Here is a 24,922-nt window from a genome sequence, read left to right on the forward strand (position 1 = left end):
GCCGGGAGGAAGCCTCCCGGCGGGGCCCAGCAGGACGCGGCGCGTCAGCGGCGGGCGACGCCCTCGGCCCGGGCGGCGGCAGCCACCGCGGCCGTCACCGCCGGAGCCACCCGCTCGTCGAACGGCGAAGGGATGACGTAGTCCGCGGCGAGGTCGTCCCCGACGACCGCGGCCAGCGCGTCGGCGGCGGCGATCTTCATGCCCTCGGTGATCCGGGAGGCCCGGACCTGGAGCGCACCGGCGAAGATCCCCGGGAAGGCCAGCACGTTGTTGATCTGGTTCGGGAAGTCCGACCGCCCGGTCGCGACGACGGCCGCGTACTTGTGGGCGATGTCGGGGTGCACCTCGGGGTTCGGGTTGGCCATCGCGAAGACGAAGGCCCCCTTCGCCATGGAGGCGACCGCCGGCTCGGGAACCGTACCGCCGGAGACGCCGATGAAGACGTCGGCGCCCGCGAGCGCCTCCTCCAGCGAACCGGAGATCCCCGCCTTGTTGGTGATCTCCGCGAGCTCGCGCTTGACGTCCGTCAGGTCGTCCCGGTCACGGGACACGACGCCCTTGCGGTCGGCGACCGCGACATCGCCGAGGCCCGCCTCCAGCAGGAACTTGGCGATGGCGATACCCGCCGCGCCCGCGCCGGAGATCACCGCGCGCAGGTCGCCGAGCGAGCGCCCGGTGAGCCTGGCGGCGTTCCGCAGGGCCGCGAGGGTGACGACCGCTGTCCCGTGCTGGTCGTCGTGGAAGACGGGAATGTCCAGTCGCTCCTGGAGCCTGCGCTCGATCTCGAAGCACCGCGGTGCCGAGATGTCCTCCAGATTGACGCCGCCGAACGAGGGAGCGAGCCGGACCACGGTCTCGACGATCTCGTCGACGTCGGTGCAGGCGAGCGCGAGCGGCACCGCGTCCACTCCGCCGAACTGCTTGAACAGGATGGCCTTGCCCTCCATGACGGGGAGCGAGGCCTCCGGGCCGATGTCACCGAGCCCGAGCACTGCCGTGCCGTCGGTCACCACAGCGACCACGGACGACTTCCACGTGTAGTCGTGGACGAGTTCCGGCTGCTCGGCGATCGCGCTGCACACCTTCGCGACGCCGGGCGTGTAAGCCAGGGACAGGTCGTCCTTGTCGCGGATGGGCACGGTGGCTTGCACAGCCATCTTGCCGCCGCGGTGCAGCGCGAAAGCCGGGTCGAAGGAATTGAGGGGCTCCGCCCCGCCTTCCTGATCCGTACTGCTGTCGCTGCGAGGATTGACGATCTCCGCTGCCACTTTGTTTTACCCCTTAAGTCTTCAATATTTGAGGGTGGCCACTCCTGGTTGAGGGGTGGGCGGGCACCGCGCAGGCCCTGCCGCTGTGGTTGCGTACGAGCCGCTGCGCGACGGGCGCGCCGCACACGCGCCCTGAGCCCCGGATGAGGGGTGTAAAGAACCTTCTTACCGGACGGACCGTGTCGAGGACGAGTCCATAGAACCAAGATCACACGTCGGTGAGATGACTCATGCCTTGATCCATTGACACGTCCGGACATGTCCTCGTTCGGACAGGAGTGCCGTGTAGCGGTCTTCCGCTTCCCGCGATGCACCGAAGATCTTCCGGCCGGAAGGGAGGATTCCCGCACATGATCCGGCCGTACATGACTGCCCAGTAATGGTTCGGGGGTCACCCGTTATCCGATTTTGACATAGCGGTCACCCTGAATCTCGCGGTCCGAATGGCAAGATGCCGTCATTACACGAGGTCGCGACACTCGAAGGTGTGTGTTTCCGTCGACCTATCGGCTACTCCCTGATCCGCCGGAGGAACCCTCATGACCGCACGCACCACCCGTCGTAGCAAGGCCGCTCAGTCCCGGATAGCAGCGGTCGGCGCGATCGCGGTCGCCGGCGCCCTGATCCTCACCGGCTGCGGCGACCAGACGGACAAGAGCAGCGACACCGGCAGCTCGGACACGTCCTCGGCCTCTGCCCCGCTCGCCGGCAAGCTTCCCGCCGACATCAAGAAGGCGGGCGTCGTCAAGGTGGGCTCCGACATCGCCTACCCGCCGGTCGAGTACATGGAGAACGGCAAGGCCGTCGGCATCGACCCCGACATCGCGGCCGCCCTGGGCAAGCAGCTCGGCGTCAAGTTCGAGTTCCAGAACGGCAAGTTCGACCAGCTCATCGTCGGTCTGCAGTCCAAGCGCTTCAACGCGATCATGTCGGCGATGAACGACACGAAGGACCGCCAGAACGGCGTCGACTCGGACACCGGCAAGAAGGCCGGCAACGGCATCGACTTCGTCGACTACTTCACCGCCGGCACGTCGATCCTCGTCCAGAAGGGCAACCCCAAGGGCGTCAAGTCGCTGGACGACCTGTGCGGCCAGGTGGTGGCGCTGCAGAAGGGCACCACCTCCGAGGGCATCGCCAAGGCCCAGAGCGAGAAGTGCAAGAAGGACGGCAAGAAGGCCATCACGCTGCAGACCTTCGACACCGACCCCGAGGCGCTGCTCCGCCTGAAGCAGGGCGCGTCCGTCGCCGACCTGAACGACTTCCCGGTCGCGGCCTACAACGCCAAGACCTCGGGCGGCGGCAAGGACTTCGAGGTCGTCGGGGACCAGATCGAGGCCGGCCCGTACGGCATCGGCGTCAGCAAGGAGAGCACCCAGCTCCGCGACGCGCTCCAGGCTGCCATGACCGCGATCATCGAGAACGGTGACTACGCGAAGATCCTGGAGAAGTGGAACGTCAAGGACGGCGCGGTGACCGAGGCCAAGATCAACGGCGGCTCCTGACCCTGCCTGACGCAACACTGAAGGGCAGTCACTGTGACTGACACTGTCGACAAGACTCCGGCGTCATCCGTGCCGCCGGAGCAGATCAAGGCCATCCCGGTGCGCCACTACGGCCGCTGGGTGGCCGGCGTCCTGGTCATCGTTGTACTGGCGCTGATCGGTCTCGCGTTCTCCAACGCGAACATCAACTACAGCATCATCCCGGACTACCTCACGGACTCGACCATCCTGTCCGGGGTCTGGCACACGCTGTACATCTCCGTGCTCGCGATGGCGCTGGGACTCGTGCTGGGCGTGATCCTCGCGGTCATGCGGATGTCCTCGAACCCGGTGACCAGCACCGTGTCGTGGCTGTACATCTGGTTCTTCCGCGGCACTCCGGTGCTGGTGCAGCTACTCCTCTGGTACAACATCGCGCTTGTGTTCCCCGTCCTCAACCTGGGGTTCTACAAGGACGAGATGAACCAGGTGATGACGCCGTTCCTGGCGGCTCTGCTCGGACTCGGCCTCAACGAGGCCGCGTACATGTCCGAGATCGTCCGGGCGGGTATCCAGTCCGTCGACCTGGGGCAGACGGAGGCGTCGCACGCGCTCGGCATGACCCAGGGCAAGACGCTGCGCCGGGTGATCCTCCCGCAGGCGATGCGCGTGATCGTGCCGCCCACGGGCAACGAGTTCATCAACATGCTCAAGACCTCGTCCCTGGCCTACGCGGTCCAGTTCAACGAGACCATCAAGGCGGCCACCGACATCTCCAGCACCTCGCTGGCCGTCGTGGAGATGTACTTCGTCGCATCGATCTGGTACCTGATCCTGACCAGCATCTTCAGCGTCTTCCAGTACTACCTGGAGCGCCGTTACGCCCGCGGATCGTCGCGTACCCTGCCGCCGACGCCGTTGCAGCGCCTGAGGAAGAACCTCCGTCTGTTCGGTTCCTTCCGCCGCCCGGAGGTGGCCCGATGAGCAGTCTCAGCAAGGACATCACCCCGAGCACGAGCGGCCGGCCGATGGTCAGGGCCGAGGGGGTGCACAAGTCCTTCGGGCTCGCGCACATCCTCAAGGGCATCGACCTGGAGGTGAACCCCCGCGAGGTGTTCTGCCTGATCGGTCCTTCGGGTTCCGGCAAGTCGACCTTCCTGCGGTGCATCAACCACCTGGAGAAGATCAGCGCCGGGCGCCTGTACGTCGACGGTGACCTGGTGGGATACCGCCAGAAGGGCGACAGGCTCTACGAGCTGAAGGAGCGCGAGGTAGCCGCCCAGCGGCGGGACATCGGCATGGTGTTCCAGCGCTTCAACCTCTTCCCCCACATGACGGCTGTGGAGAACGTCATGGAGGCGCCCGTACAGGTCAAGGGCGAGACCAAGGCCGTCGCCCGGGAGCGTGCGGAGCGGCTCCTCGACCGGGTGGGACTGGGTGACCGCAAGGGTCACTACCCCGCCCAGCTCTCCGGCGGCCAGCAGCAGCGCGTCGCCATCGCCCGCGCGCTGGCCATGCAGCCGAAGCTGATGCTCTTCGACGAGCCGACCTCGGCTCTCGACCCGGAGCTCGTCGGTGAGGTCCTCGACGTCATGCGGGACCTCGCGCAGGACGGCATGACCATGATCGTCGTCACCCACGAAATGGGCTTCGCCCGCGAGGTCGGCGACAGTCTGGTCTTCATGGACGACGGCGTCGTGGTCGAGTCCGGCAACCCGCGCGACGTCCTGACGGACCCGCAGCACGAGCGCACGAAGTCGTTCCTGTCGAAGGTCCTCTGACCGGGACGACGCGCTTCCGGGCGCAGGGACAAGGGGCGGTACGGGTCTCCCGTACCGCCCCTTCCTCATGCCCCCGTTCGCGCGGCCCCGCCGTCACGCCTCTCCCGCTACTTCAGCAGCGCCGGGTTCTGGATCAGCTTCGCGAGCTGGGCCCGGGTCAGCGGCGGGGTCTTCAGCAGCGGGCCGAGCCGGCCCTTGCCCTGGAAGTAGCGCAGGACGAGCACGGCCCGTTGCTTCGGCGCGAGTTCCGCGAGCGCGGCCCGCACCATGAGTCCGGTGTCGCTGTCGACCGACCGCCCCGCCACGTCCGGCACCTCGCCGTACGCGTGCTCGCGCCGCCAGAACCGGCGGCGGGCGGAGATGAAGGTGTTGACCAGCGTCTTGCGCACGTAGGCCTCGAGACTTTCGAGGCGTCCGTGCCGCCGCGCGCCGAGGACGACCTTCACCAGGGTCGTCTGGACGAGGTCCTCGGCTTCGTCGCGATTGCCGCACAGCAGATAGGCTCCCCCGAGCTCTCAGCTTCGTTCGAGCAGGGGGCACCCCCACCGGAACAGCGCCGTCCGTCTGCCCTCCACGAATGCGTGCAGAGCGGCTTCGTCGCCGCGCGTCATCCCGCCCCCTTCCCGGCCCGCGCTCGCGGACCGTCTCACCCCTCCAGTGCGACGGGAGGTGCCGCAGGACGCAGTGGAGGGGGTACGGATTCTCCGTACCGCCTCCAACAGGGCTCGCGGGGGCTCTACTTGACTGCGAGGACCAGCGCGTCCGAGGGGGAGCGCCACACCGGGCGGGCCTCGCCGAAGCCCTGTTCGCGCAGCACGCGCGCGTGCCAGTCGGCGGAGGGGGTGTCCCCGTCCGCGTGCTCGCCGTAGATCTCGAAGCGGCGGGCGGTGGGTCCGGCGAGGACCGGGTCCTGGGCGGCCACCTCCCACCATTCGGCCCAGTCGAGGGCGCCGATCCGCCTGGCCCGGTCCATTCGGGCGTGCCGCTGGGCGCGGTCGGCCGCGTTGATGCGGGGTGTCGTCTCGTCGATCATGTGGTCGGCGTTCATGAACACGCCGTCCTCGCGGACGAGTTCGGCGATCTGGCCGTAGAGGACGGTGAGGGTTTCACTGTGCAGCCAGTGCAGGGCGGTGGCGGTCAGGACGGCGTCGTACGTGTCGTACGGCAGCCGGTCGCGCCACCGGGGGTCCTTGAGGTCGGCGGTGACGAGGGAGACCCGGTCGTCGCCGGCGAAGGTGCCCTCGGCGATGGCGAGGAGGGCGGGGTCGAGGTCGACGCCGGTGCTGGTGGCCCCGGGGAGGCGGGCGAGCAGCCGGGCGGTGATGGTGCCGGTGCCGCAGGCGAGGTCGAGGACGCGGGGCTCGGGTCCGACGAGCGCCTCGGTCATGTCGAGCATCACCCGGAAGCGGTCCTCGCGGTCCGGCATGTACCACTCCTGCTGCCGGTCCCAGCTCTGCTGCCAGGCATGCCAGTCGGTTCCGGTGCCGATGGCCATGAAAGCCCCTCCTCCAGTCGACCACGTAATACCCTGTAAGTGCGATCAGCTGTTACCTGACCACCGTCACGACGATAGAGCGCCTCCGTAAGGACTACAAGTGGAACTGGCCTATTACTCGGATTACGCCGTCCGTCTCGTCAACACCGAGGAACCGGCCCGGGGCAAGGACTCACTGACCTCCGTCGAGGCCGTCCGTGACCTGTTCGGGGGCAACGCCTCGGCGGCCCGCCGCGCCGCGGAGGCCGACGTCACCCGCTTCCGTTCGGTACGGGGGCGGCTGCGCGCGGTCTTCGAGGCTGCGGCCGGCGGCGACGAGACGCTCGCCGTGGACCTGCTCAACTCGCTGCTCCTCGAATTCCCGGTGAGCCCGCAGATCTCGGGACACGACCACCGGGACGACGACGGCCGCCCGCTCTGGCACATGCATCTGGCGGATCACCCGTCGAACGCGACCGCGGGCTACGCGGCGATCGCGGCGATGGGCCTCGCCTTCCATCTGACCGAGTACGGCGTGGACCGTCTCGGCCTGTGCGAGGCCGCCCCCTGCCGCAACGCCTACCTGGACACCTCGACCAACCGCTCCCGGCGCTACTGCTCGGACCGCTGCGCGACCCGCGCCAACGTCGCGGCCTACCGCGCCCGCAAGCGCCTTGAGGCGGACCGGGCGGCGAGCACGGGCCTGGCGGCCACCAGCACCCAGCGGACGACGGCGAACGGCGACCGCTGACCCGCTGCCGGCGGCCGGAAACGGAACCGCACCTTCCCGAGGACGAGTTCCTCGGGGACGGTTCCGTAGTCGGTGCTGTCCCCGCCCGCGAACGCGTTGTCCCCGAGCACCCACCAGCCGCCCTCACGCCGTTCCGCGATCCGCTTCACGACGAGCAGGTCCTGCTGGAAGGGGTGCCGCAGGACCACGACGTCGCCCGGCCGCACTCTCGCTCCCCACTGAACGACCAGCCGATCCCCGTGCTGGAGTGTGGGCACCATCGAAGGGCCCGTCACCTCCGCCGCCCCGAACGGCAGCAGAGCCTTCCCCCGCTCGGTCTCCTGCGACAGCTCCGGCATCAACGGCACCTCCCCGGTCCTATCCTCCACCAGTCCCAGTTTCACCCCGGACTTTTGTCCTAAGCCCATGGGGGCACTCGCGAAATCCCCTCTCCCACGGAGTAATGTCCCACCTGAGAAGACGATCACGAGGAAGGACAGCTCAATGCTCTCCCGCCTGTTTGCCCCCAAGGTCAAGGTCAGCGCGCACTGCGACCTGCCCTGCGGCGTGTACGACCCGGCCCAGGCCCGCATCGAGGCGGAGTCGGTCAAGGCCGTTCAGGACAAGATGGCCGGCAACGACGACCCGCACTTCCAGGCTCGCGCCATTGTCATCAAGGAGCAGCGCGCCGAGCTCGCCAAGCACCACGTGTCGGTGCTCTGGAGCGACTACTTCAAGCCCCCGCACTTCGAGAAGTACCCGGAGCTGCACCAGCTCGTCAACGACACCCTCAAGGCCCTCTCGGCCGCGAAGGCGTCGACCGACCCGGCGACGGGACAGAAGGCGCTGGACTACATCGCCCAGATCGACAAGATCTTCTGGGAGACCAAGAAGGCCTGACCTTCGCCCGGGCCGTCCGGACCGCGTCCGCGCGGATCGCGCCGCCCTCCTGTCCGCACCCGGTCCGCGGGCCGCCGTTCCCGGCGGCCCGACGGTCCGGGTGCGTACTGCTTTCCGGGGTCGTACGGGGTGGTCGGCGTCCTCGGTCACACGGGTAGCTGGCGCATCTCGATGACCCGCAGGCCCAGGGCCTGGAACCGGGTGAGCAGTCCGTAGAGATGGGCGTCGTCGATCACGGTGCCGAAGAACAGGGTCTGTTCCTTCGTACGGACCCTGTCGAGTTCGGAAAAGGCCGAGGCGAGCGTGTCCGAAACAATGCCGGCGATGCGGAATTCGTAGCGCATACGAGCACTTCCCTCGGGGCCGGGGCGCGGGGTCCGCTGCGATGCCCTGCCATCGTCGGTCGCGCGCACCGATGTGGCATCCCCCGGTGCGGGCGACATCCGCCCACCTCGGCACGCTCCCGCTCACACCCTCGCCCCTCCACCTTCCTCCCGTGGCCCCGGCACCGTGCCCGCCGGGCACGAGAAAGGCCCGGAAAGGTCCCGAAAAAGGCCGGGGAAGTCCCGGAAGGGTGAGCGGAAGGCACTCCGCGGCACTCCCCGGAGGCGGTGCCCGCCCTTCCGCGGGTGACGCGGGGGTCCGCGGCGGCCCCTGCGCGAGCTCACCCGCGGAGGGTGATCCGGCGGGGCGGGGGGTGACCGCACTCTGGAGCCGAGGCAAGACGTCGGGCGTCAGAGAGGGCACCGCTCATGGCCTGCATCCAGCGGCAGATCCGGCCCGCGCCGGGTGTGCCGTGCTCCGGGCCCGTCCGCCACGGCCCGAAGGACCCCGGACCCGGACCGTCCTTCGCGGCGGCGTGGCCCCCGGGACCCCGGCGGCGCACGCCGTCGACGCGGCCGGCACCGCCCCCGGACGACGCCCCCGACGTCGCACCGATCACGCCGACCGCACCGGACGACGCCGTCACGGCCCGTCCCGTGTGTCCGGGGGGTCCCGCTCGCCCCCCGCCTTCGAGCGTCTGTCCGCGGCGGACACCGCGGCACCGTCACCGTCCGCCGCACCACCGCGCTCCGCGCACCGACCCGCCAGGCCCTGCCGACCGGCCGCGAACACACGACGGCCGGGCCCGGGCGGAATCCCCGAGATCGCGACCCGGCGCCCGGCGACAGTTCGATCCGCCCGACACCCAGGCAACGCTCGCGGAGATGTCGCACAACCGACAGGAGTTCGACCATGAACGGCTCGACGGTCAATCTGGCAGCGGACTACCCCCTGCTGCAGGTCTTCTGGACCACGATGTGGTTCTTCCTCTGGATCCTCTGGTTCATGCTGCTGTTCCGCGTCATCGGGGACATCTTCCGCGACGACGACCTGAACGGCTGGGGCAAGGCCGGCTGGTGCGTCTTCGTCGTCATCCTGCCCTTCCTCGGCATCTTCGTGTACCTCATCGCGCGGGGCCGCGGCATGGGTGAGCGCGAGATGAAGCGCATGCAGAAGAGCCAGGACGACATGAACGCCTACATCCGCGAGACCGCCGGCTCCTCCACCGGCAAGGCCGACGAACTGGCGAAGCTCGCGGACCTCAAGAACCACGGCCACATCACGGCCGAGGAGTTCGAGAAGGCCAAGGCCAAGGTCCTCGCCGCCTGACGGCACCGACACCCCCGCGCACGCACGGCCACCGCCGTCCCCCGGGCCAGTGATCCCCCGGGGGGCGGCGGTTCCGTGTGCCATTCTGGGGGTGTGGCGAATCCCCGACCGCTCGACGACCTGGTCCGGCTGCGGCAGGCGCGCGACCGGATGAACCGTGCGTACGCGGAGCCGTGGGACATGACCACGCTCGCGCGCACCGCGCTGATGTCGCCCGGACACTTCCAGCGGAGTTTCCGGGAGGCGTTCGGCGAGACGCCGTACACCTACCTGATGACCCGCCGGATCGAGCGCGCGAAGGCGCTGCTGCGGCGCGGCGACATGACGGTGACCGAGGTGTGCTTCGCGGTGGGCTGCACCTCGCTCGGTTCGTTCAGCTCGCGGTTCACGGAGCTGGTGGGCGAGACCCCGAGCGCGTACCGGGCCCGCCCGCACGACCACGGCGCCCCCATCCCCTCCTGCGTGGCCCGCCGACTCACCCGCCCGGCCCGTCACCCCAACCCGGAGGCGGAACCGGGCAGCCGTCTTTAGGCTCGCTGTCCGGACTCACGGCCTAGGTTGGACGCATGGATCTGAAACTGTCCCAGTGCTTCATCTCCGTCGACGACCACGACAAGGCGCTCGCCTTCTACCGTGACGTGCTGGGCCTGGAGGTCCGGGGTGACGTCGGGTTCGAGGGAATGCGGTGGGTCACGGTGGGCTCGCCGCTCCAGCCGGACGTGGAGATCGTCCTGGAACCGCCGGCGGCGGACCCGGACGCCTCCCCCGCGGACAAGCAGGCCATGGCCGCCCTGCTGGCCAAGGGGATGCTGCGCGGAGTGATCTTCTCGACGACCGACTGCGACGAGCTCTTCGAGCGGGTCCGCGCCTCGGGCGCCGACGTCGTCCAGGAGCCCGAGGACCAGCCGTACGGCCTGCGGGACTGCGCGTTCCGCGACCCGGCGGGCAACCTCCTGCGCTTCACGCAGAAGCGCACGGCCGGCTGACAGGGGCGACCGGCGGCCGGGGGCGGCGCGCGGGCGGGAACGGCCGGGAGGGACACTACGTCCGTGTGTCCGCGGGCCCGAGGCGCCCGCGGAGCGAACCGTCCGACCCCTTCGAGGAGCCACCCGTGCCGTCCGCGCGCCCCCGCGTCCTGTTCGTCAGCGACCTGGCCTATCCGGCCAAGGGGCGGCGGTACTGCGACGAGGACATCGTCCTGACCTCGCGGCTGCGCGAGGAGTTCGACATCGCCGTCTGCCACCCGCTGGACGCGGCCGCGCTGATGACCGGCTTCGACGCCGTGGTCGTCCGCAACAGCGGGCCTGTCCTGCACTACCAGGCCGCGTACGACGCGTTCCGCGAACGGGCGCTCGCGGAGGGGGTCCGCGTCTACAACCAGCTCTCGGGCAAGGGGGACATGGCCGGCAAGGGCTACCTGCTGGAGCTGACCGCGGCCGGGTTCCCCGTCATCCCGACCGTCGACCGCGCCGAGGACCTGGACCTGCTGCCCGAGGCCGACCTGTACGCGGTGAAGCCGAAGCAGGGGGCCGACTCCATCGGCCTGGAGTTCGTGCCGCGCGAGAAACTCGCCGCCCTGCCGTTCGGCGACCTCCTCGTCCAGCCGCGCGTCGCGTTCCGCTACGAGGTGTCGTTCTACTTCGTCGACCACACCCTGCAATACGCCCTGTACGCGCCCGACCCGGAGCGGCGCTGGGCGCTGGAGCCCTACGAACCCACCGACGAGGACCGGGAGTTCGCGCAGCGGTTCATCGAGTGGAACGACATCGCGTACGGCATCCAGCGCGTCGACGCCTGCCGGGCCCCCGGCGGCGAGCTGCTGCTCGTCGAGCTGGAGGACCTCAACCCGTATCTCTCCCTGGACGTCCTCTCCCCCGAGGCCCGGGACGCCTTCGTCGCCCGGATGAAGACGTCGCTGCGCGCGCTGATCGCCGAGGAGGCGGGATGAACCGTACGGACGCCGCGCCGGGGAACGCCCCGGTGACCGCGGGACCGGCCGTCCGGTGGACCCACGTCTTCGTGGACCGGCCCGCGGCGGACCTCGGACGGGCCCTCGGCTTCTGGACGGCGGTCACCGGCACGAAGCTGTCCGAACCCCGGGGCGACCGGGGCGAGTTCGTGACGCTGCTGCCCGCCGAGGGCGACGCGTACGTGAAGGCGCAGGGCGTCCGGGAGGGGCCCGGGGGCGCGCACGTGTGCCTGTCCGTGGAGGACGTACCGGCGCTGGTGGAATGGTCGCTGCGGCTGGGCGCCACGGTCGTCGCGGACCACGACGGCTGGTCCGTACTGCGGTCCCCCGGAGGGCAGTTGTTCTGCGCGGTGCCGTGGAACGGCGACTCGGCGCGGCCGCCGGTGACCGAGGGACCGGACGGGGCGACGAGCCGGCTCGACCAGGTGAGCATCGACCTGGCGCCGGGTGTGTACGAGGCCGAGACCGTCTTCTGGAGCGAGCTCACGGGGTGGGAGTCCCTCCCCGGGGCGTTCCCGGAGTTCCATCTGATCAGGCCACCATCCGGACTGCCGCTGCGCATCCTGCTGCAGCGCCTCGGCACCGAACGCCCCACTTCGGCGCATCTGGACCTCGCCTGCTCGGACGTCGACGCGGTCCAAGCCCGTCACGAGGCCCTGGGGGCGACGACGGTCGGCCGGGGTGCGCGCTGGACGGTGATGCGGGACCCCGCCGGCGGCACCTACTGCCTGACCGGCCGCGATCCCGCGACGGGCTGCCTGCCCTAGGGACCGGTCGCGTAGACGCAGAGGACGGCCCTGCCATCACCCGCGCTCGGACACGCTCCGGCCCCAGGCCTCCACGTCCACGACCGCGTCCACGGCGATGGGCCCGTAGATGTGGGGGAACTCCTCTCCGCCGGGATCCATCGCCTCGAAGCGGACCGGCGCCGTGAGCCGTTCGGTGTCGATCACGAGGACCACGAGCTCGTCGGGTCCGGTGTAGGAGCCGTACACCATGGCGGCCACGGCGGGGAGTTGGCGGCGCAGCGAGCAGTGGATGAAGCCCTCCTCCTGGAGGGTCCGGCCGCGGGTGGAGATCTCGAAGGTGCCCGACGCGCGGGCCGCTTCCCACAGGGAACGCTCGGTCAGATGCAGCAGAGGTTCGGACATGCGGGCCACGCTACGACCGCAGACGCGCCGCCCGCACCTCCAAATAGCGGCGCTCGGGCAGGCTGAGGGTCTTGGCCGCGGCCGACGCGTAGGCCTCACGCGCCGCGTCCGGTTCGCCCGCCCGCTCCAGCAGATGGCCGCGCACCGCGTCCAGCCGGTGTCCGGCGGCCGACTCGCCCTCCAGCCGGTCGAGTTCGGCGAGGGCGGCGCGCGGCCCGTGCACCATGGCCACGGCCACCGCGCGGTTGAGGCGTTCGACGGGGCCGGGGACCCGGCGGACGAGGAGGTCGTACAGGCCGAGGATCTCGGTCCAGTCCGTCGCCTCCGGGGTGGGTGCCTCGTCGTGGACCGCGGCGATCGCGGCCCGGAGCGCGTAGGGACCGGCCGGACCCAGCGCCAGCGCCTCGGTCACCAGCGCCACGCCCTCCTCGATCGCCGCCCTGTCCCAGCGGGCGCGGTCCTGTTCGTCGAGGGGTACGAGTTCTCCGTGCGGGCCGGTCCGCGCGCCGCGCCGGGCGTCGGTGAGCAGCATCAGCGCGAGCAGTCCGGTCACCTCGCCGTCCTCGGGCAGCAGATGCCGGACGGTGCGGGTCAACCGGATGGCCTCGTGCGCGAGTTCGGCGCGCTGGAGCGCCGTGCCGGAGGTCGCGGTGTAGCCCTCGTTGAAGATCAGGTAGAGGGTGTGCAGGACGGCGGGAAGCCGTTCCTCCCAGTGGTCGGGGCGGGCGAGACCGACGCCCCGGATCCGCTGCTTGGCCCGGCTGATCCGCTGCGCCATGGTCGCCTCGGGCACCAGGTACGCCCGCGCGATCTCCGCCGTGGTCAGGCCGCCGACCGCGCGCAGGGTGAGCGCGATCTGCGCGGCCGGGGACAGGGCGGGGTGGCAGCAAAGGAAGAGGAGGGAGAGGGTGTCGTCCTGCGACGGGGCACGGTCCGCGCCCGGCGGCGGTGCCGTGAAGGCGTCCCGCGGTGTCAGCGCCGCGGCCTTCTCCTCCCGCAGCCGCCGTGCCTCCTCCGCGCGCAGGGCGTCGACGAGCCGCCGCGAGGCGACCTTGATCAGCCATCCGCGCGGGTTGTCAGGCACTCCCTTTCCGGGCCACTGCCGGGCGGCCGCGAGCAGCGCCTCCTGTGTGGCGTCCTCGGCCGCGTCGAAGTGCCCGTAGCGGCGGACGAGCGCGCCGAGGACCTGCGGCGCGTGGCGGCGCAGCAGGTCCTCGGTCGTGTCCCTCATCCCGCTCAGATGTCCCCGGCCCCGTCCTGGATGGGGCGGATGACGACGGGGCGACCGGTCTGGCCCTCGGGACCCGGACACCGGGTGACCCGCTCGGCGATCTCGGTGACCCGCTCCAGGCTCGCGCAGTCGACCACCCAGTAGCCGGCCATCAGCTCCTTGGTCTCGCTGTACGGGCCGTCGGTGATCACGGCCTTGCCGTCCGGGCCCAGGGACACCTGGCGGGCCCGCGCCGGGTCGGTCAGCCCCTGGGCGTCGACGAGCTCGCCGGATTCGGAGAGGTCGTCGCCGATCGCGCCCATGTAGGCGTACATGGCCTGCAGTTCCTGTTCGGTCCAGGCCGGGGACCCGGCGGCCGCCGTGCCCCGCATGGCCTCGTAGTCGGCGTGTGTGCCCTGCACCATCACCAGGTACTTCATGAGTCCGCTCCTTCGGCTTCCTCGGCTCGGACCGCCCGTGGTGGGCGGCTCTCACAGGGGACGTCGGAGCCGGCCCGTGTTTCTCTACACGTTCTCCGCGCGACTTCGCACGAGGTCGTGCCGCGAGGTGCGGTGCCCGTCAGGGCTGCTCCGCCGCGGCCTCCTCCGGCAGATCGTGCCCGTGCTCCGGTTCCCGGCCCTGCCCGTGTCCGTGCCCGGGCTCGTCCGTGCAGGCGGCGCAGTCCGGGTTGTGGCAGGGTCCGGGACCCCATTTGGGCACCCAGGCGCCCAGGGTCTTGTACCGGTGCACGATCGTGGCGACCGGTTGCGCGCATTCTGGACATACATGCTCATCCGTGCCCATGCCTTCAGGGTAGGACGGCGGACCCGCCGCTTCCTGTCGTACGTCCCGCACCGAACCCGGTCGCACAGGGCCTGACCCTAGGCCTGGGTCCGTCCCGTCGGGCGCGGCTCGCGCCACATCGGCCACATCCGCGGGCCGTCGGGCAGGTCGAGGGGGCGGCCCGCGAGCGTGAAGCCGAGCCGTTCGTACAGGGCGCGGCTGCGGGCGTTGCTCGCCTCCAGGTAGGCGGCCAGCCCCTCGCGGTCGCAGCGGTCGAGGACCGTCTCGATCAGCGCGCCGCCGAGGCCTTCGCCCTGGCGCTCCGGCGTCACCCCGATCATCCACAGGTAGGCGTGGGCCCGCCCCTCGGGGTGGATGCCGGCCGTCAGCCGGCCGATCAGCTCGACGCGTTCGTTGTCGGGGTCGACGGCCGCGCGGAGCTGCGCGGGGCCGTCCTCGTCCGCCGCGTCGCCTCGGCCGCTCTCACCGTCGCCGTCGCCGTCGTGGTTCCCGCCGGCGGGGACGGACAGCCACAGGGCGCACGCCGAGCCGTCCTCGGCCAGATCGATGCGTCCCTCGGCGAGCACGACATCGGTGAACGCCGCCATCAGCCCGGGGTGCTTCGCGCGGCGCTGCGCCGGGTCGGGGAAGACCCAGTTGCTCACCGGATCGTCCTGGAAGGCCTCGTCCAGCAGCCGGACGACCTGCTCCCGGTCCGCCTCGCCCGCCACCCGGATCGCCACACCCATGACCAGCCCCGCCCTTCGCCCCAACCAGCCTCGACCGTACGGCGGTTGAGCCTAATACGCCCGTGCGTCGGCACACCGACCCCGGGGTGTGCCGAGCCGGGTCCCGGGGGTTCGGCACAGGGGTTCGCGGGGGTGCGGGGCCCGCACGCCGTGGGGCCGTGCGGGGCCCGCCTCCGGAGCCCAGCTCCGCACGGATGAGGTTCCGTGCGGAGCCCGGGGTTCCGGGGTCCTCGACCGGCCTGCCGGGCCGGTCAGTTGCTGCGGCGCGTTACGAACTCGGCGAGGGCGAGAAGGCCGCCCGCCGCCTCGGGGTCGGGAACCGCGCGGGACAGTTCGTGCATCGCCCGCGACATCCGGTCGGCCGCCTGGACCTGTGCCCAGTCCCGCCCGCCCGCCCGCTCGACGGCCAGCGCCGTGCGTTCCAGCTCTCCTTCCCGGTAGGGCGCCGCGTACAGCTCGGCGAGTTCGGCGGCCGCCGGGGTGCCCGAGGTGAGCGCGGCGACCACGGGCAGCGACTTCTTGCGGACGGCGAGGTCCGCCCCGGCCGGTTTGCCGGTGCGGCCGGGGTCTCCCCAGATCCCGATCACGTCGTCGATGAGCTGGAAGGCGAGCCCCGCCTCCCGGCCGAACGCGTCGAGCGCCTCGACGTCCTCGGGGCCGGCCCCCGCGTACAGCCCCCCGATGGCGCAGGCGCTGCCGAGCAGGGCGCCCGTCTTCGCCTCGGCCATGGCGAGGCACTCGTCGAGGGTGACCTCGTCCGGGCCGAGCTTCTCCATGGCCGTGTCCGTGTGCTGTCCGGCGCACAGTTCGACGACGCAGCCCGCGAGCCGGGCGGCGGCCGCCGAGGACGCGGGGTGCGGGTCCTCGGCGAGCATCCGCAGGGCCAGGGCCTGCAGGGCGTCCCCGGCGAGGATCGCGTCGGCGTCGCCGAACACGGTCCACGCGGTGGGGCGGTGTCTGCGGGTGGTGTCCCGGTCCATCACGTCGTCGTGCAGCAGGGTGAAGTTGTGGATCAGCTCCACCGCCGCGGCCGCCCGTACGGCCGCCGTGTGCTGTCCGCCGAGAGCCTGGACCGCGCTCAGCACGAGCGCGGGCCGGATGGCTTTGCCGGCGTTCCCCGCCCCGGGAGTGCCGTCCGCCTGCTCCCACCCGAAGTGGTAGAGCGCGATCCGGCGCATCGAGCCCGGCAGCGAGTCGACGGCCCGGCGCAGTTCGGGGTCGACGCACGCCCGCGCCCGCTCCAGGACGACCGCCGCCTCCGAGACGTCCACCGGCCCCGGCGAGCCCGGTCCTTCCGCGGGCCTCGCGCCGGGAAGGCGTCGGTCCGCGGGCCCCGGCGGACGCCGTCCGCCGGGAACCCCGGCCGGTCCCTGCCGCGTCCGGGTCGTCACCGCCATCGGCCGATCTCGACGTTCTCCAGGATGCCGAGCGCGTCCGGCACGAGCACCGCGGCCGAGTAGTACGCCGTCACCAGGTAGGAGATGACCGCCTGTTCGTTGATGCCCATGAACCGCACCGACAGGCTCGGCTCGATCTCGTCCGGGATGCCCGCCTGCTGGAGTCCGACCACTCCCTGTTCGGCCTCGCCGGTACGCATGGCGATGATCGAGGTCGTACGGGCGTCGCTGACCGGGATCTTGTTGCACGGGAAGATCGGCACCCCGCGCCAGGTCGGGATGCGGTTGCCGGCCACCTCGATGCTCTCGGGGACGAGCCCGCGCTTGTTCAGTTCGCGGCCGAACGCGGAGATCGCGCGCGGATGGGCGAGGAACAGCTTGGTGCCACGGCGGCGGCTGAGCAGTTCGTCCATGTCGTCCGGGCCCGGCACGCCGTCGTGCGGCTGGAGCCGCTGGTCGTACTCGCAGTTGTTGAGCATGCCGAACTCGCGGTTGTTGATGAGTTCGTGCTCCTGGCGCTCCTTCAACGCCTCCACGGTGAGCCGCAACTGCTGCTCGGTCTGGTTCATCGGCTGGTTGTAGAGGTCGGCCACACGGGTGTGCAGCCGCAGGACGGTCTGGGCGATGCTCAGTTCGTACTCGCGCGGGGACGCCTCGTAGTCCACGAAGGTGCCCGGGATGTCCTGCTCGCCGGTGTGGCCGGCCGCGAGGTCGATCTCCTTCTCGCCGTACTTGTTGGTGCGCTGCGAGGGAATCGCGCGCAGTTCCCGGAGGTGTTCGTTCAGGGACTCGGAGCGCTCCGCCACCTGTTCGAGGTCCTGGCGGGGCAGCACGAGCACGGTCACCGCCGTCACCGCGCGGGCCGTGTACTCCCAGATGGCCTCCGGGTCGATGAGTGCCTGTTCGCCGAAGTACGCGCCGTCGGCGAGGACACCGAGCACCGCGTCGCCCCCGTAGGGACCGGTGCCGATCTTCTCGACCCTGCCGTGCGCCAGGAGGAACACCTCCTCGGCCCGGTTGCCGAACGAGGCCAGCACCTCGCCCGGGGCGAACTCCCGCTGCTGGCACCGCTGGGCGAGCTCGCCCAGCACGTCGTGATCCTCGTACGACCGCAGCACGGACAGTTCTCCGAGCTCCGCGGGGATGACCTGGACGCGGTCCCCGGTCTTGACGAACGTCACGCGGCCGTCGCCCACCGAGTAGCTGAGCCGCCGGTTCACGCGGTACGTGCCACCCTGCACGTTCACCCACGGAAGCATGCGCAGCAGCCACCGCGAGCTGATCTCCTGCATCTGTGGCGCGGACTTGGTGGTGGTGGCCAGGTTCCGCGCGGCTGATGTGCCGAGACTCTGCTGCGGACGGTTCTGCTCCGCGCGGACCTCTTCGCCTACCGACATGAAAATTGCCCTCCCGGTCGTGCACTGATCTTCACGGCCAAGCCTTTCATCACGGAGTGTGCTGATGCCATTACACGAATGAGGGGGAATGGGTCACTCCGGAACTGGGCAGAGAGGGTGATTCCGCTCCGTCCCGGGGTTGACCGGATCGGCTCGCACGCTGTGCGAACGGCTGGTTCCGGCCACCCGGCCGGATATAGAAGCTGCGGTACGAGACGGCCGCGGCAGGGCGGCCGGCGTACAGCGCGAAGGAGTCGGCCATGGCATCGCCCATGTCCGCGGGCAGGTTCTTGGACCGGATCAGGGACGAAGGCGTCCACGTCGTCGAGGTCGGCGACTGGGAGCACCACAACCGCAATCACAAAGGTCCGTGGGGCCCGGTCCACGGGGTGATGATCCACCACACGGTGACCTCGGGCAGCGCGCCCACGGTCGGGCTGTGCCGCGAGGGCCGCGAGGACCTGCCCGGACCGCTGTGCCACGGGGTCATCACCAAGGACGGCGTCGTGCACCTGGTCGGCTACGGCCGCGCCAACCACGCCGGTCTCGGCGACGACGACGTGCTGCGCGCGGTGATCGCCGAGAAGGCGCTGCCGCACGACAACGAGGCGAACACCGACGGCAACCGTCACTTCTACGGCTTCGAGTGCGAGAACCTCGGCGACGGCCAGGACCCGTGGCCCGAGGCGCAGCTCGACGCCATCGCCAAGGTCTCCGCCGCGATCTGCCGGTTCCACGGCTGGACGGAACGCTCGGTCATCGGCCACCTGGAGTGGCAGCCGGGGAAGGTGGACCCGCGGGGCTTCACGATGAACTCCCTGCGGGCGCGCGTCCGCGAACTGCTGAAGTGACCTGACACCGAGGTCCGCCACGAGCACCCGAAGCGGACGGCCGACGCCAGGGGCCCCGCGCGGCCGACGCCAGGGCCGGGCGACGGCCGCACCCCGGCCCCGGCCCGAGCGTCCGGCCGTCCGTCGGGCCCCCGCGTCCGGCCACAGCCCGAGCCCCCCGTCCGACCGTCCACAGTTCACAGACCCCCGCGTCCGGACGTCCGCCGGGCCCGCGTCCAGCTACCCCGTCCCACTCCTCCGGCCGTCCGTCGCCCCCGTCCGGCTGTTCCCGGACAGGTGTCCGACAATGAACGGGTGATCAGTCCTGACGTCCCGCCCGGTTCCGGCGGCCCGGTGCCGCGGCTTCCGTCGCCCGTGGCGGAGGTCGTGGATTCCCGGTTCGCGCGTCGGGGGGTCGGGCTGGTGGTGAAGCGGGACGATCTGATCCACCCGGAGCTGATCGGCAACAAGTGGCGCAAGCTGACGCCGAACCTCGAAGCGGCGGCGGGCCGCACGCTGGTCACCTTCGGCGGGGCGTACTCGAACCATCTGCGCGCGACCGCCGCCGCGGGCCGTCTCCTCGGGCAGCCCACCGTGGGCGTGGTCCGCGGCCAGGAGCTGGCCGACCGCCCCCTGAACCCCTCACTTGCCCGCTGCGCCGCCGACGGCATGCGCCTCCACTTCGTCGACAGATCGACGTACCGGCACAAGACGGAACCCGGCACTCTGGCCGGGATCCTGCGCGCGGCCGACGCCGAGGACGCGTACGTGGTGCCCGAAGGCGGCAGCAACGCCCTCGCCGTACGCGGCTGCCGGGCCCTCGGCGAGGAACTGCGGGACGAGGACGGCATCGACGTGGCCGCCCTCGCCTGCGGCACCGGCGGCACCCTCGCCGGGATGGCCGCGGGTCTCGCCCCCGGCCAGCGTGCGCTGGGCATCCCGGTCCTGCGCGGCGGCTTCCTCGACGCCGGCACGACGGCTCTCCAGAGGGACGCGTTCGGCGGCCGGCGCGGAACCTGGTCCCTCGACGACCGCTTCCACTTCGGCGGCTACGCCCGCACCACACCCGAACTCGACGCCTTCGCCGAGGACTTCGAGCAGCGGCACGGACTGCCCGTCGAACGTCTCTATGTCGCCAAGATGCTCTACGGACTTGTCGCCCTCGCCGGGGAAGGGGCGTTCCCGCGCGGTACGACGGTGGCGGCGGTGATCACCGGAGCGCCGTTCCCCGCCCCGGGGAGCCGGCCTCAGGCCGCTTCCCGGTAGGCCGCCGCCTCCTCCAGGTCCAGCCGGCGCAGCAGCGTGCGCAGCATCTCGTCGTCGATGTAGCGGAAGTCGCGCAGCTTGACGAAGACGTCGCGCTCGGCGCCGATCATCTCGCGGGAGAGACGGCGGTAGGTGTCGTCCGCGGTCTCACCGGTGACCGGGTTGACCGCGCCGAGCCGCTCCCAGACGGCGTTGCGGCGCCGCTCCAGGACCGAGCGCAGGCGTTCGGCGAGCGGCGGCGGCAGGGCGTTGCGCTCGTCGGTGAGGAGTTCGTCGAGGCGCTCCTCGGCGGCGCGGGAGGCCTGCGCCTGGGCGTTGGCCTCGGCGAGCGTCTCGGCCTGGGTGTCGCGTCCCGGCAGTTTCAGGAGCCGGATGAGCGGGGGCAGGGTCAGTCCCTGCACGACCAGGGTGCCGATGACGGTGGTGAAGGTCAGGAAGAGGATCAGGTTGCGCCCGGGGAAGGGATCGCCGCCGTCGACGGTGAGCGGGACGGAGAAGGCGATGGCGAGCGAGACGACGCCGCGCATGCCGGCCCAGCCGATGACGAACGGCGCCTTCCAGGTGGGGTTGGCCTCGCGTTCGCGGATGCGCGCCGACAGCAGGCGGGGCAGGAAGGTGGCGGGGTACACCCACAGGAAGCGGGTCGCGACGACGACCAGGAAGAGGGCGATGGCGTACCAGGCGGCGGTCGTCCCCGCGTAGGCGCCGAGGCCCTTGAGGACGACCGGGAGCTGGAGTCCGATCAGCGCGAACACCGCGGACTCCAGGACGAACGCGACCATCTTCCACACCGCCTCCTCCTGGAGCCGGGTCGCGAAGTCCACCTCCCAGGAGCGGTGCCCGAGGTAGAGCGCGACGACGACCACCGCGAGCACTCCGGAGGCGTGGAACTGCTCGGCGATGCCGTAGGCGACGAAGGGGATCAGCAGGGAGAGGGTGTTCTGCAGGAGCGCTTCGTTCATGTGGGTGCGCAGCCAGTGGATGGGGATCATCAGCACGAGTCCGACGGCGACCCCGCCGACCGCCGCGAGCAGGAACTCGCCGATGCCGCCCGCCCAGGTCGCGCCCTCGCCGACGGCCGCGGCGAGCGCCACCTTGTAGGCGGTGATCGCGGTCGCGTCGTTCACGAGGGACTCGCCCTGCAGGATGGTGGTGATCCGTGAGGGCAGGCCCACCCGGCGCGCCACGGCCGTGGCGGCCACCGCGTCCGGCGGCGCGACCACGGCGCCGAGGACGAGCGCCGCGGGGAGTGGCAGGCCGGGAACGAGCAGATAGGCGGCCCAGCCGACCGCGAGGGTCGCGAAGAGGACGTAGCCGACCGACAGCAGCGCGACCGGCCTGAACTGGGCCCTGAGGTCGAGATAGGAGCTGTCGGTGGCCGCCGTGTACAGCAGCGGCGGCAGCACCAGCGGGAGCACGATGTCGGGGTCGAGTTCGTAGGCGGGCACCCCGGGCACGTACGAGACCAGCAGCGCCACGGCGACGATCAGCAGGGGTGCCGGGACCGGGGTGCGGCGGGCGGCCCCGGCGACCGCCGCACTCCCCGCGACCAGCAACAGCAGTGGCAACACATCCATCGTCTTCCGCCCGCCCTCTTTTTTCCGCGCGGTCTCCCGCACGCCCGACAATTCCGCGCGGCATCCCGCACGCCCGACGTAACCTGGCAATCATGAAACAGTGCACGCACACCGACGCGCTGCCGCAGCCCGAACCCGGCCCCGGGAGCGAGACCTGCCTGGAGTGCGTGGCCGCCGGCACCCACCCGGTGCAGCTCCGGCTGTGTCTGGAGTGCGGGCATCTCGCCTGTTGTGACTCCTCACCGCTGCGGCACGCCTCGGAGCACCACAAGGACACCGGACATCCGATCATGCGCACGTTCGAGCAGGGGGAGACCTGGCGTTGGTGTTTCGTGGACCACGTCCTCGTCTGAGCCGTGGATCACGTACGCGTGAGCCGTGGATCACGTACGCGCGTGACTCACGATCCGGACGGTTCGAGCGTCTGACGTCTGGGTACGTCAACCCGGCGCGCGCTCTTCCTATTTGGGGCCGCAGACCTCTAGCCACTGTCCGTACTCATGGGCTTACTATGAGTGACAGCAAGGGGCGGGGTCCCCAGGACAGGAAAGTCGGGAGCGCGGTAGCGTCACCGCTGTACGACGTAGCGCGTTACCCCGGGGGGCGACCCTCGGCCCCCGAAAGAGCTCGAATGAGCTTGTACCACCATGGAGGTGAGGGTGTCCCAGATCGCAGGCGAGCCCGCGACGAAGGACTTCGTGGAAGTCCGGCTGCCCGCCGCGGGTGCCTACCTGTCGGTACTGCGCACGGCCACGGCCGGGCTGGCGGCCCGTTTGGACTTCACCCTCGACGAGATCGAGGATCTGCGCATCGCGGTGGACGAGGCCTGCGCGATCCTGCTGCAGCAGGCCGTCCCCGGTTCGGTGCTCAGCTGTGTCTTCCGGCTGATCGACGACTCACTGGAGGTCACGGTCTCGGCGCCGACCACCGACGGTCACGCTCCGTCACGTGACACCTTCGCGTGGACCGTCCTGTCGGCTCTCGCGGGCAAGGTCGATTCCACCGTCGCCGAGGACAAGACCGTTTCGATCAGTCTCTACAAACAACGCGGCGCGGGACCCGGGCCGGCGTGAGGAACGGGGACGGGCCGGTGCGGGACGAAGAGCGCGGCACTCGGGAGCCTCCCGCGGAGCGCGCCGACGGTCCGGGCGGGCCGCGGCACACGGCGGACGGCGTCGACGGCATCCCCGAACAGGCCCGGCCGCATCCGGAGATCGGCGTCTCCTCGGCGGCAGCGGCGCAGCCGGGAGCCTTCCCCGTCCGGGGAGGTCCCCCCGGTTCGAGCGCGGCCGAGGACACGGGGGAAGAGCCTCGAGCTCGGGAAATGGTGACGGGCGGGACTATGAGCGAGCACGAGCGAAACGCGGAGCAGAACGTGCAGGGCGCGCAGCACGAGCGAGAGCCTGAGCAGGGCGCGCAGGGTGTACAGGCCGTGGAGGAAGAAGCCCAGCAGATCCTGCACGGGCAGCGCGAGCGGCCCATCCGGCACGACCTGCAGGACCGCAGCGGGGCGCGGGCGATGTTCGTCGAGCTGCGCAAGCTGCAGGACGGCAGCGCCGAGTACGCGGAGCTGCGCAACCAGCTCGTCCGCATGCATCTGCCGCTCGTCGAGCACCTGGCCCGCCGCTTCCGCAACCGCGGGGAGCCGCTGGACGACCTGACGCAGGTCGCGACGATCGGGCTGATCAAGTCGGTCGACCGGTTCGACCCGGAGCGCGGTGTCGAGTTCTCGACGTACGCGACCCCGACGGTGGTCGGCGAGATCAAGCGGCACTTCCGCGACAAGGGCTGGGCGGTGCGTGTGCCGCGCCGTCTCCAGGAGCTGCGCCTCGCCCTGACCACGGCCACCGCGGAGCTCTCCCAGCTCCACGGCCGCTCCCCGACGGTCCACGAGCTGGCCGAGAAGCTGGCCATCTCGGAGGAGGAGGTCCTGGAGGGCCTGGAGTCCGCCAACGCGTACTCCACGCTGTCCCTGGACGTCCCCGACACGGACGACGAGTCCCCGGCGGTCGCGGACACGCTGGGCGCCGAGGACGAGGCGCTGGAGGGCGTCGAGTACCGCGAGTCGCTCAAGCCGCTGCTGGAGGACCTGCCCCCGCGGGAGAAGCGGATCCTGCTCCTTCGCTTCTTCGGCAACATGACGCAGTCGCAGATCGCGCAGGAGGTCGGCATCTCGCAGATGCACGTCTCGCGGCTGCTGGCCCGCACGCTGGCCCAGCTCCGGGAGAAGCTCCTCGTCGAGGAGTGAGCCGCGCCGGTTCCCGCGGTGCGCGCCGGGAAGCGCGTCCCGCTACTTCTCGTCGTGCACGTCGCCGCCGGGCCCTCGGATTCCGAGGGCCCGCGTCGTTTCCGGGTTCGCCAGCAGTACCAGGGACGTCAGCGCGACCACCGCGAGGGCGATGCCGGCGGGGATCGCGACGCTGTCGGCCTGGAGCAGGGTGTAGGCGACGGGCAGCGCCAGGATCTGGGTGGCGAGGGCCGGGCCCCGGCTCCAGGCGCGGCGCAGCAGCAGTCCGCGGGCGGCGAGCAGCGGCAGCAGCGCGAGCGCGATCAGCGTGACGCCGCCGGTGACGGCCTGCGTCCGGTTGTCGGGGTCGCCGGTGAGGCCGAGGACGAGAATGCAGACGCCGCCCGCCACGAGGGCGGCCCCTTCCAGCGCGGACAGCGCCGCGGCGGCGGTCAGCCGTCCGGGGCGGGCGTCGGAGTGGGGGGCGTCAGGGGTGGGATTCTGCTCACGGCTCACCCCCGAAGCGTAGCCGCCGGCATCGGCGGCCCGGGTACCCCGGGACCGGGAACCGCACGGTCCCGGAGGTCGCGCCGGGTCGATTCCGCGCACCGGTGCCACCTGCGGACTCTTACTGGATCCCTACCTCGGTCTGGGACGAGTACCACCCAGTAGGTACGCTGCATCGCATGCGTGCACTTCTTGTGGTCAATCCGGCGGCAACCACCACCAGTGCGCGTACGCGTGACGTCTTGATCCACGCGTTGGCCAGTGAGATGAAACTCGAAGTGGTCATGACCGAGTACCGCGGGCACGCCCGGGACGTCGGCCGGCAGGCAGCGGACAGCGACGACATAGACCTGGTCGTGGCCCTCGGCGGGGACGGCACGGTCAACGAGGTCGTGAACGGTCTCCTGCACCGGGGCCCCGACCCCGAGCGCCTGCCCGGCCTCGCCGTGGTCCCCGGCGGCTCCACCAACGTCTTCGCCCGCGCCCTGGGCCTGCCGAACGACGCCGTGGAGGCGACCGGCGCCCTGCTGGACGCGCTGCGCGAGGAGCGCGAGCGCACGGTCGGCCTC

29 protein-coding genes and 1 pseudogene are annotated in these 24,922 nt (G+C 71.0%); 16 read left to right on the forward strand and 14 right to left on the reverse strand.

Features of this window, described 5'->3' with window-relative positions:
* Positions 1–44: 44 nt before the first annotated feature.
* Positions 45–1,268, reverse strand: a complete 1,224-nt coding sequence (locus tag ACWEBX_RS29430) for an NAD(P)-dependent malic enzyme (RefSeq protein ID WP_451887830.1) — start codon at positions 1,266–1,268, stop codon at positions 45–47.
* A 539-nt stretch (positions 1,269–1,807) separates the two neighbouring features.
* On the opposite strand from ACWEBX_RS29430, the gene ACWEBX_RS29435 reads away from it, so the two are divergent.
* The 3 genes from ACWEBX_RS29435 to ACWEBX_RS29445 are packed head-to-tail and all read left to right on the forward strand — an operon-like array spanning position 1,808 to position 4,533.
* A complete protein-coding gene (locus ACWEBX_RS29435; RefSeq protein ID WP_451887831.1) occupies positions 1,808–2,773 on the forward strand; it encodes an ABC transporter substrate-binding protein in 966 nt (321 codons plus the stop codon).
* A gap of 33 nt (positions 2,774–2,806) precedes the next feature.
* Positions 2,807–3,736 (forward strand): amino acid ABC transporter permease, encoded by a 930-nt coding sequence (locus tag ACWEBX_RS29440; RefSeq protein WP_451887832.1) that lies wholly within the window; start codon positions 2,807–2,809, stop codon positions 3,734–3,736.
* A complete protein-coding gene (locus ACWEBX_RS29445; protein WP_451887833.1) occupies positions 3,733–4,533 on the forward strand; it encodes an amino acid ABC transporter ATP-binding protein in 801 nt (266 codons plus the stop codon). Before ACWEBX_RS29440 ends, ACWEBX_RS29445 begins: the two co-directional genes overlap by 4 nt.
* Before the next feature lie 200 nt (positions 4,534–4,733).
* On the opposite strand, the pseudogene ACWEBX_RS29450 reads toward ACWEBX_RS29445, so the two are convergent.
* Both ACWEBX_RS29450 and ACWEBX_RS29455 read right to left on the reverse strand, forming a co-directional pair.
* Positions 4,734–5,144: pseudogene (locus tag ACWEBX_RS29450) on the reverse strand (sigma factor); the annotation flags it as partial.
* Positions 5,145–5,269: 125 nt separating this feature from the next.
* On the reverse strand, positions 5,270–6,028 hold the full coding sequence (locus tag ACWEBX_RS29455) for a class I SAM-dependent methyltransferase (RefSeq protein ID WP_451887834.1): 759 nt from the start codon (positions 6,026–6,028) through the stop codon (positions 5,270–5,272).
* 100 nt (positions 6,029–6,128) lie between these two features.
* On the opposite strand from ACWEBX_RS29455, the gene ACWEBX_RS29460 reads away from it, so the two are divergent.
* Positions 6,129–6,758, forward strand: a complete 630-nt coding sequence (locus tag ACWEBX_RS29460) for a CGNR zinc finger domain-containing protein (protein ID WP_384798362.1) — start codon at positions 6,129–6,131, stop codon at positions 6,756–6,758.
* Here the strand turns inward: ACWEBX_RS29460 and sodX are convergent.
* Positions 6,662–7,096, reverse strand: a complete 435-nt coding sequence (sodX, locus tag ACWEBX_RS29465) for a nickel-type superoxide dismutase maturation protease (protein ID WP_355764901.1) — start codon at positions 7,094–7,096, stop codon at positions 6,662–6,664. The genes ACWEBX_RS29460 and sodX overlap by 97 nt on opposite strands.
* Positions 7,097–7,241: 145 nt before the next feature.
* On the opposite strand from sodX, the gene sodN reads away from it, so the two are divergent.
* Positions 7,242–7,637: a superoxide dismutase, Ni gene (gene sodN / locus ACWEBX_RS29470; RefSeq protein WP_339131416.1), complete on the forward strand. Its 396-nt coding sequence runs from the start codon at positions 7,242–7,244 to the stop codon at positions 7,635–7,637.
* A 146-nt stretch (positions 7,638–7,783) separates the two neighbouring features.
* On the opposite strand, the gene ACWEBX_RS29475 is transcribed toward sodN, so the two are convergent.
* Entirely contained in the window at positions 7,784–7,981 is a 198-nt protein-coding gene (locus ACWEBX_RS29475; protein ID WP_326785570.1) for a hypothetical protein, read from the reverse strand.
* Between the two features lie 892 nt (positions 7,982–8,873).
* Between ACWEBX_RS29475 and ACWEBX_RS29480 the strand changes: the two genes are divergently transcribed.
* The 5 genes from ACWEBX_RS29480 to ACWEBX_RS29500 all read left to right on the forward strand — a co-directional run bounded on the left by ACWEBX_RS29480 (position 8,874) and on the right by ACWEBX_RS29500 (position 12,026).
* Entirely contained in the window at positions 8,874–9,290 is a 417-nt protein-coding gene (locus tag ACWEBX_RS29480; RefSeq protein WP_451887835.1) for an SHOCT domain-containing protein, read from the forward strand.
* Positions 9,291–9,440: 150 nt separating this feature from the next.
* On the forward strand, positions 9,441–9,821 hold the full coding sequence (locus ACWEBX_RS29485) for a helix-turn-helix transcriptional regulator (protein WP_451887851.1): 381 nt from the start codon (positions 9,441–9,443) through the stop codon (positions 9,819–9,821).
* Between the two features lie 35 nt (positions 9,822–9,856).
* Positions 9,857–10,276 carry a VOC family protein gene (locus ACWEBX_RS29490; protein ID WP_386985791.1) on the forward strand — a complete coding sequence of 140 codons (420 nt, stop codon included), beginning with the start codon at positions 9,857–9,859 and terminating at the stop codon, positions 10,274–10,276.
* A 125-nt stretch (positions 10,277–10,401) separates the two neighbouring features.
* Positions 10,402–11,238 (forward strand): hypothetical protein, encoded by an 837-nt coding sequence (locus ACWEBX_RS29495; RefSeq protein WP_451887836.1) that lies wholly within the window; start codon positions 10,402–10,404, stop codon positions 11,236–11,238.
* Positions 11,235–12,026 carry a VOC family protein gene (locus tag ACWEBX_RS29500; protein ID WP_451887837.1) on the forward strand — a complete coding sequence of 264 codons (792 nt, stop codon included), beginning with the start codon at positions 11,235–11,237 and terminating at the stop codon, positions 12,024–12,026. Before ACWEBX_RS29495 ends, ACWEBX_RS29500 begins: the two co-directional genes overlap by 4 nt.
* A gap of 36 nt (positions 12,027–12,062) precedes the next feature.
* Here the strand turns inward: ACWEBX_RS29500 and ACWEBX_RS29505 are convergent, their stop codons facing one another.
* From ACWEBX_RS29505 to ACWEBX_RS29535, 7 genes are all read right to left on the reverse strand, one after another.
* Complete coding sequence (locus tag ACWEBX_RS29505; RefSeq protein ID WP_451887838.1) at positions 12,063–12,410, reverse strand: DUF952 domain-containing protein; 348 nt, start codon at positions 12,408–12,410, stop codon at positions 12,063–12,065.
* A gap of 10 nt (positions 12,411–12,420) precedes the next feature.
* Complete coding sequence (locus ACWEBX_RS29510; protein ID WP_451887839.1) at positions 12,421–13,641, reverse strand: RNA polymerase sigma factor; 1,221 nt, start codon at positions 13,639–13,641, stop codon at positions 12,421–12,423.
* Between the two features lie 5 nt (positions 13,642–13,646).
* A complete protein-coding gene (locus ACWEBX_RS29515; RefSeq protein ID WP_451887840.1) occupies positions 13,647–14,060 on the reverse strand; it encodes a YciI family protein in 414 nt (137 codons plus the stop codon).
* A 139-nt stretch (positions 14,061–14,199) separates the two neighbouring features.
* Complete coding sequence (locus ACWEBX_RS29520) at positions 14,200–14,424, reverse strand: hypothetical protein (RefSeq protein WP_451887841.1); 225 nt, start codon at positions 14,422–14,424, stop codon at positions 14,200–14,202.
* A gap of 77 nt (positions 14,425–14,501) precedes the next feature.
* The gene (locus ACWEBX_RS29525) at positions 14,502–15,152 is read right to left on the reverse strand and encodes a GNAT family N-acetyltransferase (RefSeq protein WP_451887842.1); all 651 of its coding nucleotides are present in this window, start codon (positions 15,150–15,152) and stop codon (positions 14,502–14,504) included.
* A gap of 251 nt (positions 15,153–15,403) precedes the next feature.
* Entirely contained in the window at positions 15,404–16,549 is a 1,146-nt protein-coding gene (locus ACWEBX_RS29530) for a family 2 encapsulin nanocompartment cargo protein polyprenyl transferase (protein WP_451887843.1), read from the reverse strand.
* Positions 16,540–17,946: a family 2B encapsulin nanocompartment shell protein gene (locus ACWEBX_RS29535; RefSeq protein WP_451887844.1), complete on the reverse strand. Its 1,407-nt coding sequence runs from the start codon at positions 17,944–17,946 to the stop codon at positions 16,540–16,542. The genes ACWEBX_RS29530 and ACWEBX_RS29535 overlap by 10 nt, the downstream gene beginning before the upstream one ends.
* A 260-nt stretch (positions 17,947–18,206) precedes the next feature.
* Here ACWEBX_RS29535 and ACWEBX_RS29540 point away from each other — a divergent pair, with 260 nt between their 5' ends.
* Together ACWEBX_RS29540 and ACWEBX_RS29545 are read left to right on the forward strand one after the other, a co-directional pair.
* Positions 18,207–18,797 (forward strand): N-acetylmuramoyl-L-alanine amidase, encoded by a 591-nt coding sequence (locus tag ACWEBX_RS29540; protein WP_355772410.1) that lies wholly within the window; start codon positions 18,207–18,209, stop codon positions 18,795–18,797.
* Positions 18,798–19,091: 294 nt separating this feature from the next.
* A complete protein-coding gene (locus tag ACWEBX_RS29545; RefSeq protein ID WP_451887845.1) occupies positions 19,092–20,042 on the forward strand; it encodes a 1-aminocyclopropane-1-carboxylate deaminase/D-cysteine desulfhydrase in 951 nt (316 codons plus the stop codon).
* Here the strand turns inward: ACWEBX_RS29545 and ACWEBX_RS29550 are convergent.
* Positions 20,024–21,619: a Na+/H+ antiporter gene (locus ACWEBX_RS29550; RefSeq protein ID WP_451887846.1), complete on the reverse strand. Its 1,596-nt coding sequence runs from the start codon at positions 21,617–21,619 to the stop codon at positions 20,024–20,026. The two genes, ACWEBX_RS29545 and ACWEBX_RS29550, sit on opposite strands and share 19 nt — an antisense overlap.
* A 92-nt stretch (positions 21,620–21,711) precedes the next feature.
* Here ACWEBX_RS29550 and ACWEBX_RS29555 point away from each other — a divergent pair, with 92 nt between their 5' ends.
* The 3 genes from ACWEBX_RS29555 (at position 21,712) to ACWEBX_RS29565 (ending at position 23,867) form a co-directional block, all read left to right on the forward strand.
* Positions 21,712–21,972: a UBP-type zinc finger domain-containing protein gene (locus tag ACWEBX_RS29555; protein ID WP_451887847.1), complete on the forward strand. Its 261-nt coding sequence runs from the start codon at positions 21,712–21,714 to the stop codon at positions 21,970–21,972.
* Positions 21,973–22,278: 306 nt separating this feature from the next.
* Positions 22,279–22,692: an ATP-binding protein gene (locus ACWEBX_RS29560; RefSeq protein ID WP_054228129.1), complete on the forward strand. Its 414-nt coding sequence runs from the start codon at positions 22,279–22,281 to the stop codon at positions 22,690–22,692.
* A complete protein-coding gene (locus ACWEBX_RS29565) occupies positions 22,689–23,867 on the forward strand; it encodes a SigB/SigF/SigG family RNA polymerase sigma factor (RefSeq protein WP_451887848.1) in 1,179 nt (392 codons plus the stop codon). The genes ACWEBX_RS29560 and ACWEBX_RS29565 overlap by 4 nt, the downstream gene beginning before the upstream one ends.
* Before the next feature lie 42 nt (positions 23,868–23,909).
* On the opposite strand, the gene ACWEBX_RS29570 is transcribed toward ACWEBX_RS29565, so the two are convergent.
* On the reverse strand, positions 23,910–24,362 hold the full coding sequence (locus ACWEBX_RS29570) for a hypothetical protein (RefSeq protein ID WP_451887849.1): 453 nt from the start codon (positions 24,360–24,362) through the stop codon (positions 23,910–23,912).
* A 170-nt stretch (positions 24,363–24,532) separates the two neighbouring features.
* Between ACWEBX_RS29570 and ACWEBX_RS29575 the strand changes: the two genes are divergently transcribed.
* Positions 24,533–24,922, forward strand: a 390-nt coding sequence (locus tag ACWEBX_RS29575; RefSeq protein WP_451887850.1) for an acylglycerol kinase family protein, incomplete at its 3' end; no start/stop codon positions are given.

Source organism: Streptomyces sp. NPDC005070 (genome assembly GCF_053600395.1).

Excerpts from the sequence above, each read along its gene's own strand:
- ACWEBX_RS29520 (WP_451887841.1), bottom strand. The coding sequence starts at position 14,424 with ATGGGCACGGATGAGCATGTATGTCCAGAATGCGCGCAACCGGTCGCC.
- ACWEBX_RS29500 (WP_451887837.1), top strand. The coding sequence starts at position 11,235 with ATGAACCGTACGGACGCCGCGCCGGGGAACGCCCCGGTGACCGCGGGA.
- ACWEBX_RS29435 (WP_451887831.1), top strand. The coding sequence starts at position 1,808 with ATGACCGCACGCACCACCCGTCGTAGCAAGGCCGCTCAGTCCCGGATA.
- ACWEBX_RS29480 (WP_451887835.1), top strand. The coding sequence starts at position 8,874 with ATGAACGGCTCGACGGTCAATCTGGCAGCGGACTACCCCCTGCTGCAG.
- ACWEBX_RS29525 (WP_451887842.1), bottom strand. The coding sequence starts at position 15,152 with ATGGGTGTGGCGATCCGGGTGGCGGGCGAGGCGGACCGGGAGCAGGTC.
- ACWEBX_RS29555 (WP_451887847.1), top strand. The coding sequence starts at position 21,712 with ATGAAACAGTGCACGCACACCGACGCGCTGCCGCAGCCCGAACCCGGC.
- sodX (WP_355764901.1), bottom strand. The coding sequence starts at position 7,096 with ATGCCGGAGCTGTCGCAGGAGACCGAGCGGGGGAAGGCTCTGCTGCCG.
- ACWEBX_RS29475 (WP_326785570.1), bottom strand. The coding sequence starts at position 7,981 with ATGCGCTACGAATTCCGCATCGCCGGCATTGTTTCGGACACGCTCGCC.
- ACWEBX_RS29490 (WP_386985791.1), top strand. The coding sequence starts at position 9,857 with ATGGATCTGAAACTGTCCCAGTGCTTCATCTCCGTCGACGACCACGAC.
- ACWEBX_RS29515 (WP_451887840.1), bottom strand. The coding sequence starts at position 14,060 with ATGAAGTACCTGGTGATGGTGCAGGGCACACACGCCGACTACGAGGCC.
- ACWEBX_RS29485 (WP_451887851.1), top strand. The coding sequence starts at position 9,441 with ATGAACCGTGCGTACGCGGAGCCGTGGGACATGACCACGCTCGCGCGC.
- ACWEBX_RS29445 (WP_451887833.1), top strand. The coding sequence starts at position 3,733 with ATGAGCAGTCTCAGCAAGGACATCACCCCGAGCACGAGCGGCCGGCCG.
- sodN (WP_339131416.1), top strand. The coding sequence starts at position 7,242 with ATGCTCTCCCGCCTGTTTGCCCCCAAGGTCAAGGTCAGCGCGCACTGC.
- ACWEBX_RS29505 (WP_451887838.1), bottom strand. The coding sequence starts at position 12,410 with ATGTCCGAACCTCTGCTGCATCTGACCGAGCGTTCCCTGTGGGAAGCG.
- ACWEBX_RS29455 (WP_451887834.1), bottom strand. The coding sequence starts at position 6,028 with ATGGCCATCGGCACCGGAACCGACTGGCATGCCTGGCAGCAGAGCTGG.
- ACWEBX_RS29510 (WP_451887839.1), bottom strand. The coding sequence starts at position 13,641 with ATGAGGGACACGACCGAGGACCTGCTGCGCCGCCACGCGCCGCAGGTC.
- ACWEBX_RS29530 (WP_451887843.1), bottom strand. The coding sequence starts at position 16,549 with ATGGCGGTGACGACCCGGACGCGGCAGGGACCGGCCGGGGTTCCCGGC.
- ACWEBX_RS29540 (WP_355772410.1), top strand. The coding sequence starts at position 18,207 with ATGGCATCGCCCATGTCCGCGGGCAGGTTCTTGGACCGGATCAGGGAC.
- ACWEBX_RS29550 (WP_451887846.1), bottom strand. The coding sequence starts at position 21,619 with ATGGATGTGTTGCCACTGCTGTTGCTGGTCGCGGGGAGTGCGGCGGTC.
- ACWEBX_RS29535 (WP_451887844.1), bottom strand. The coding sequence starts at position 17,946 with ATGTCGGTAGGCGAAGAGGTCCGCGCGGAGCAGAACCGTCCGCAGCAG.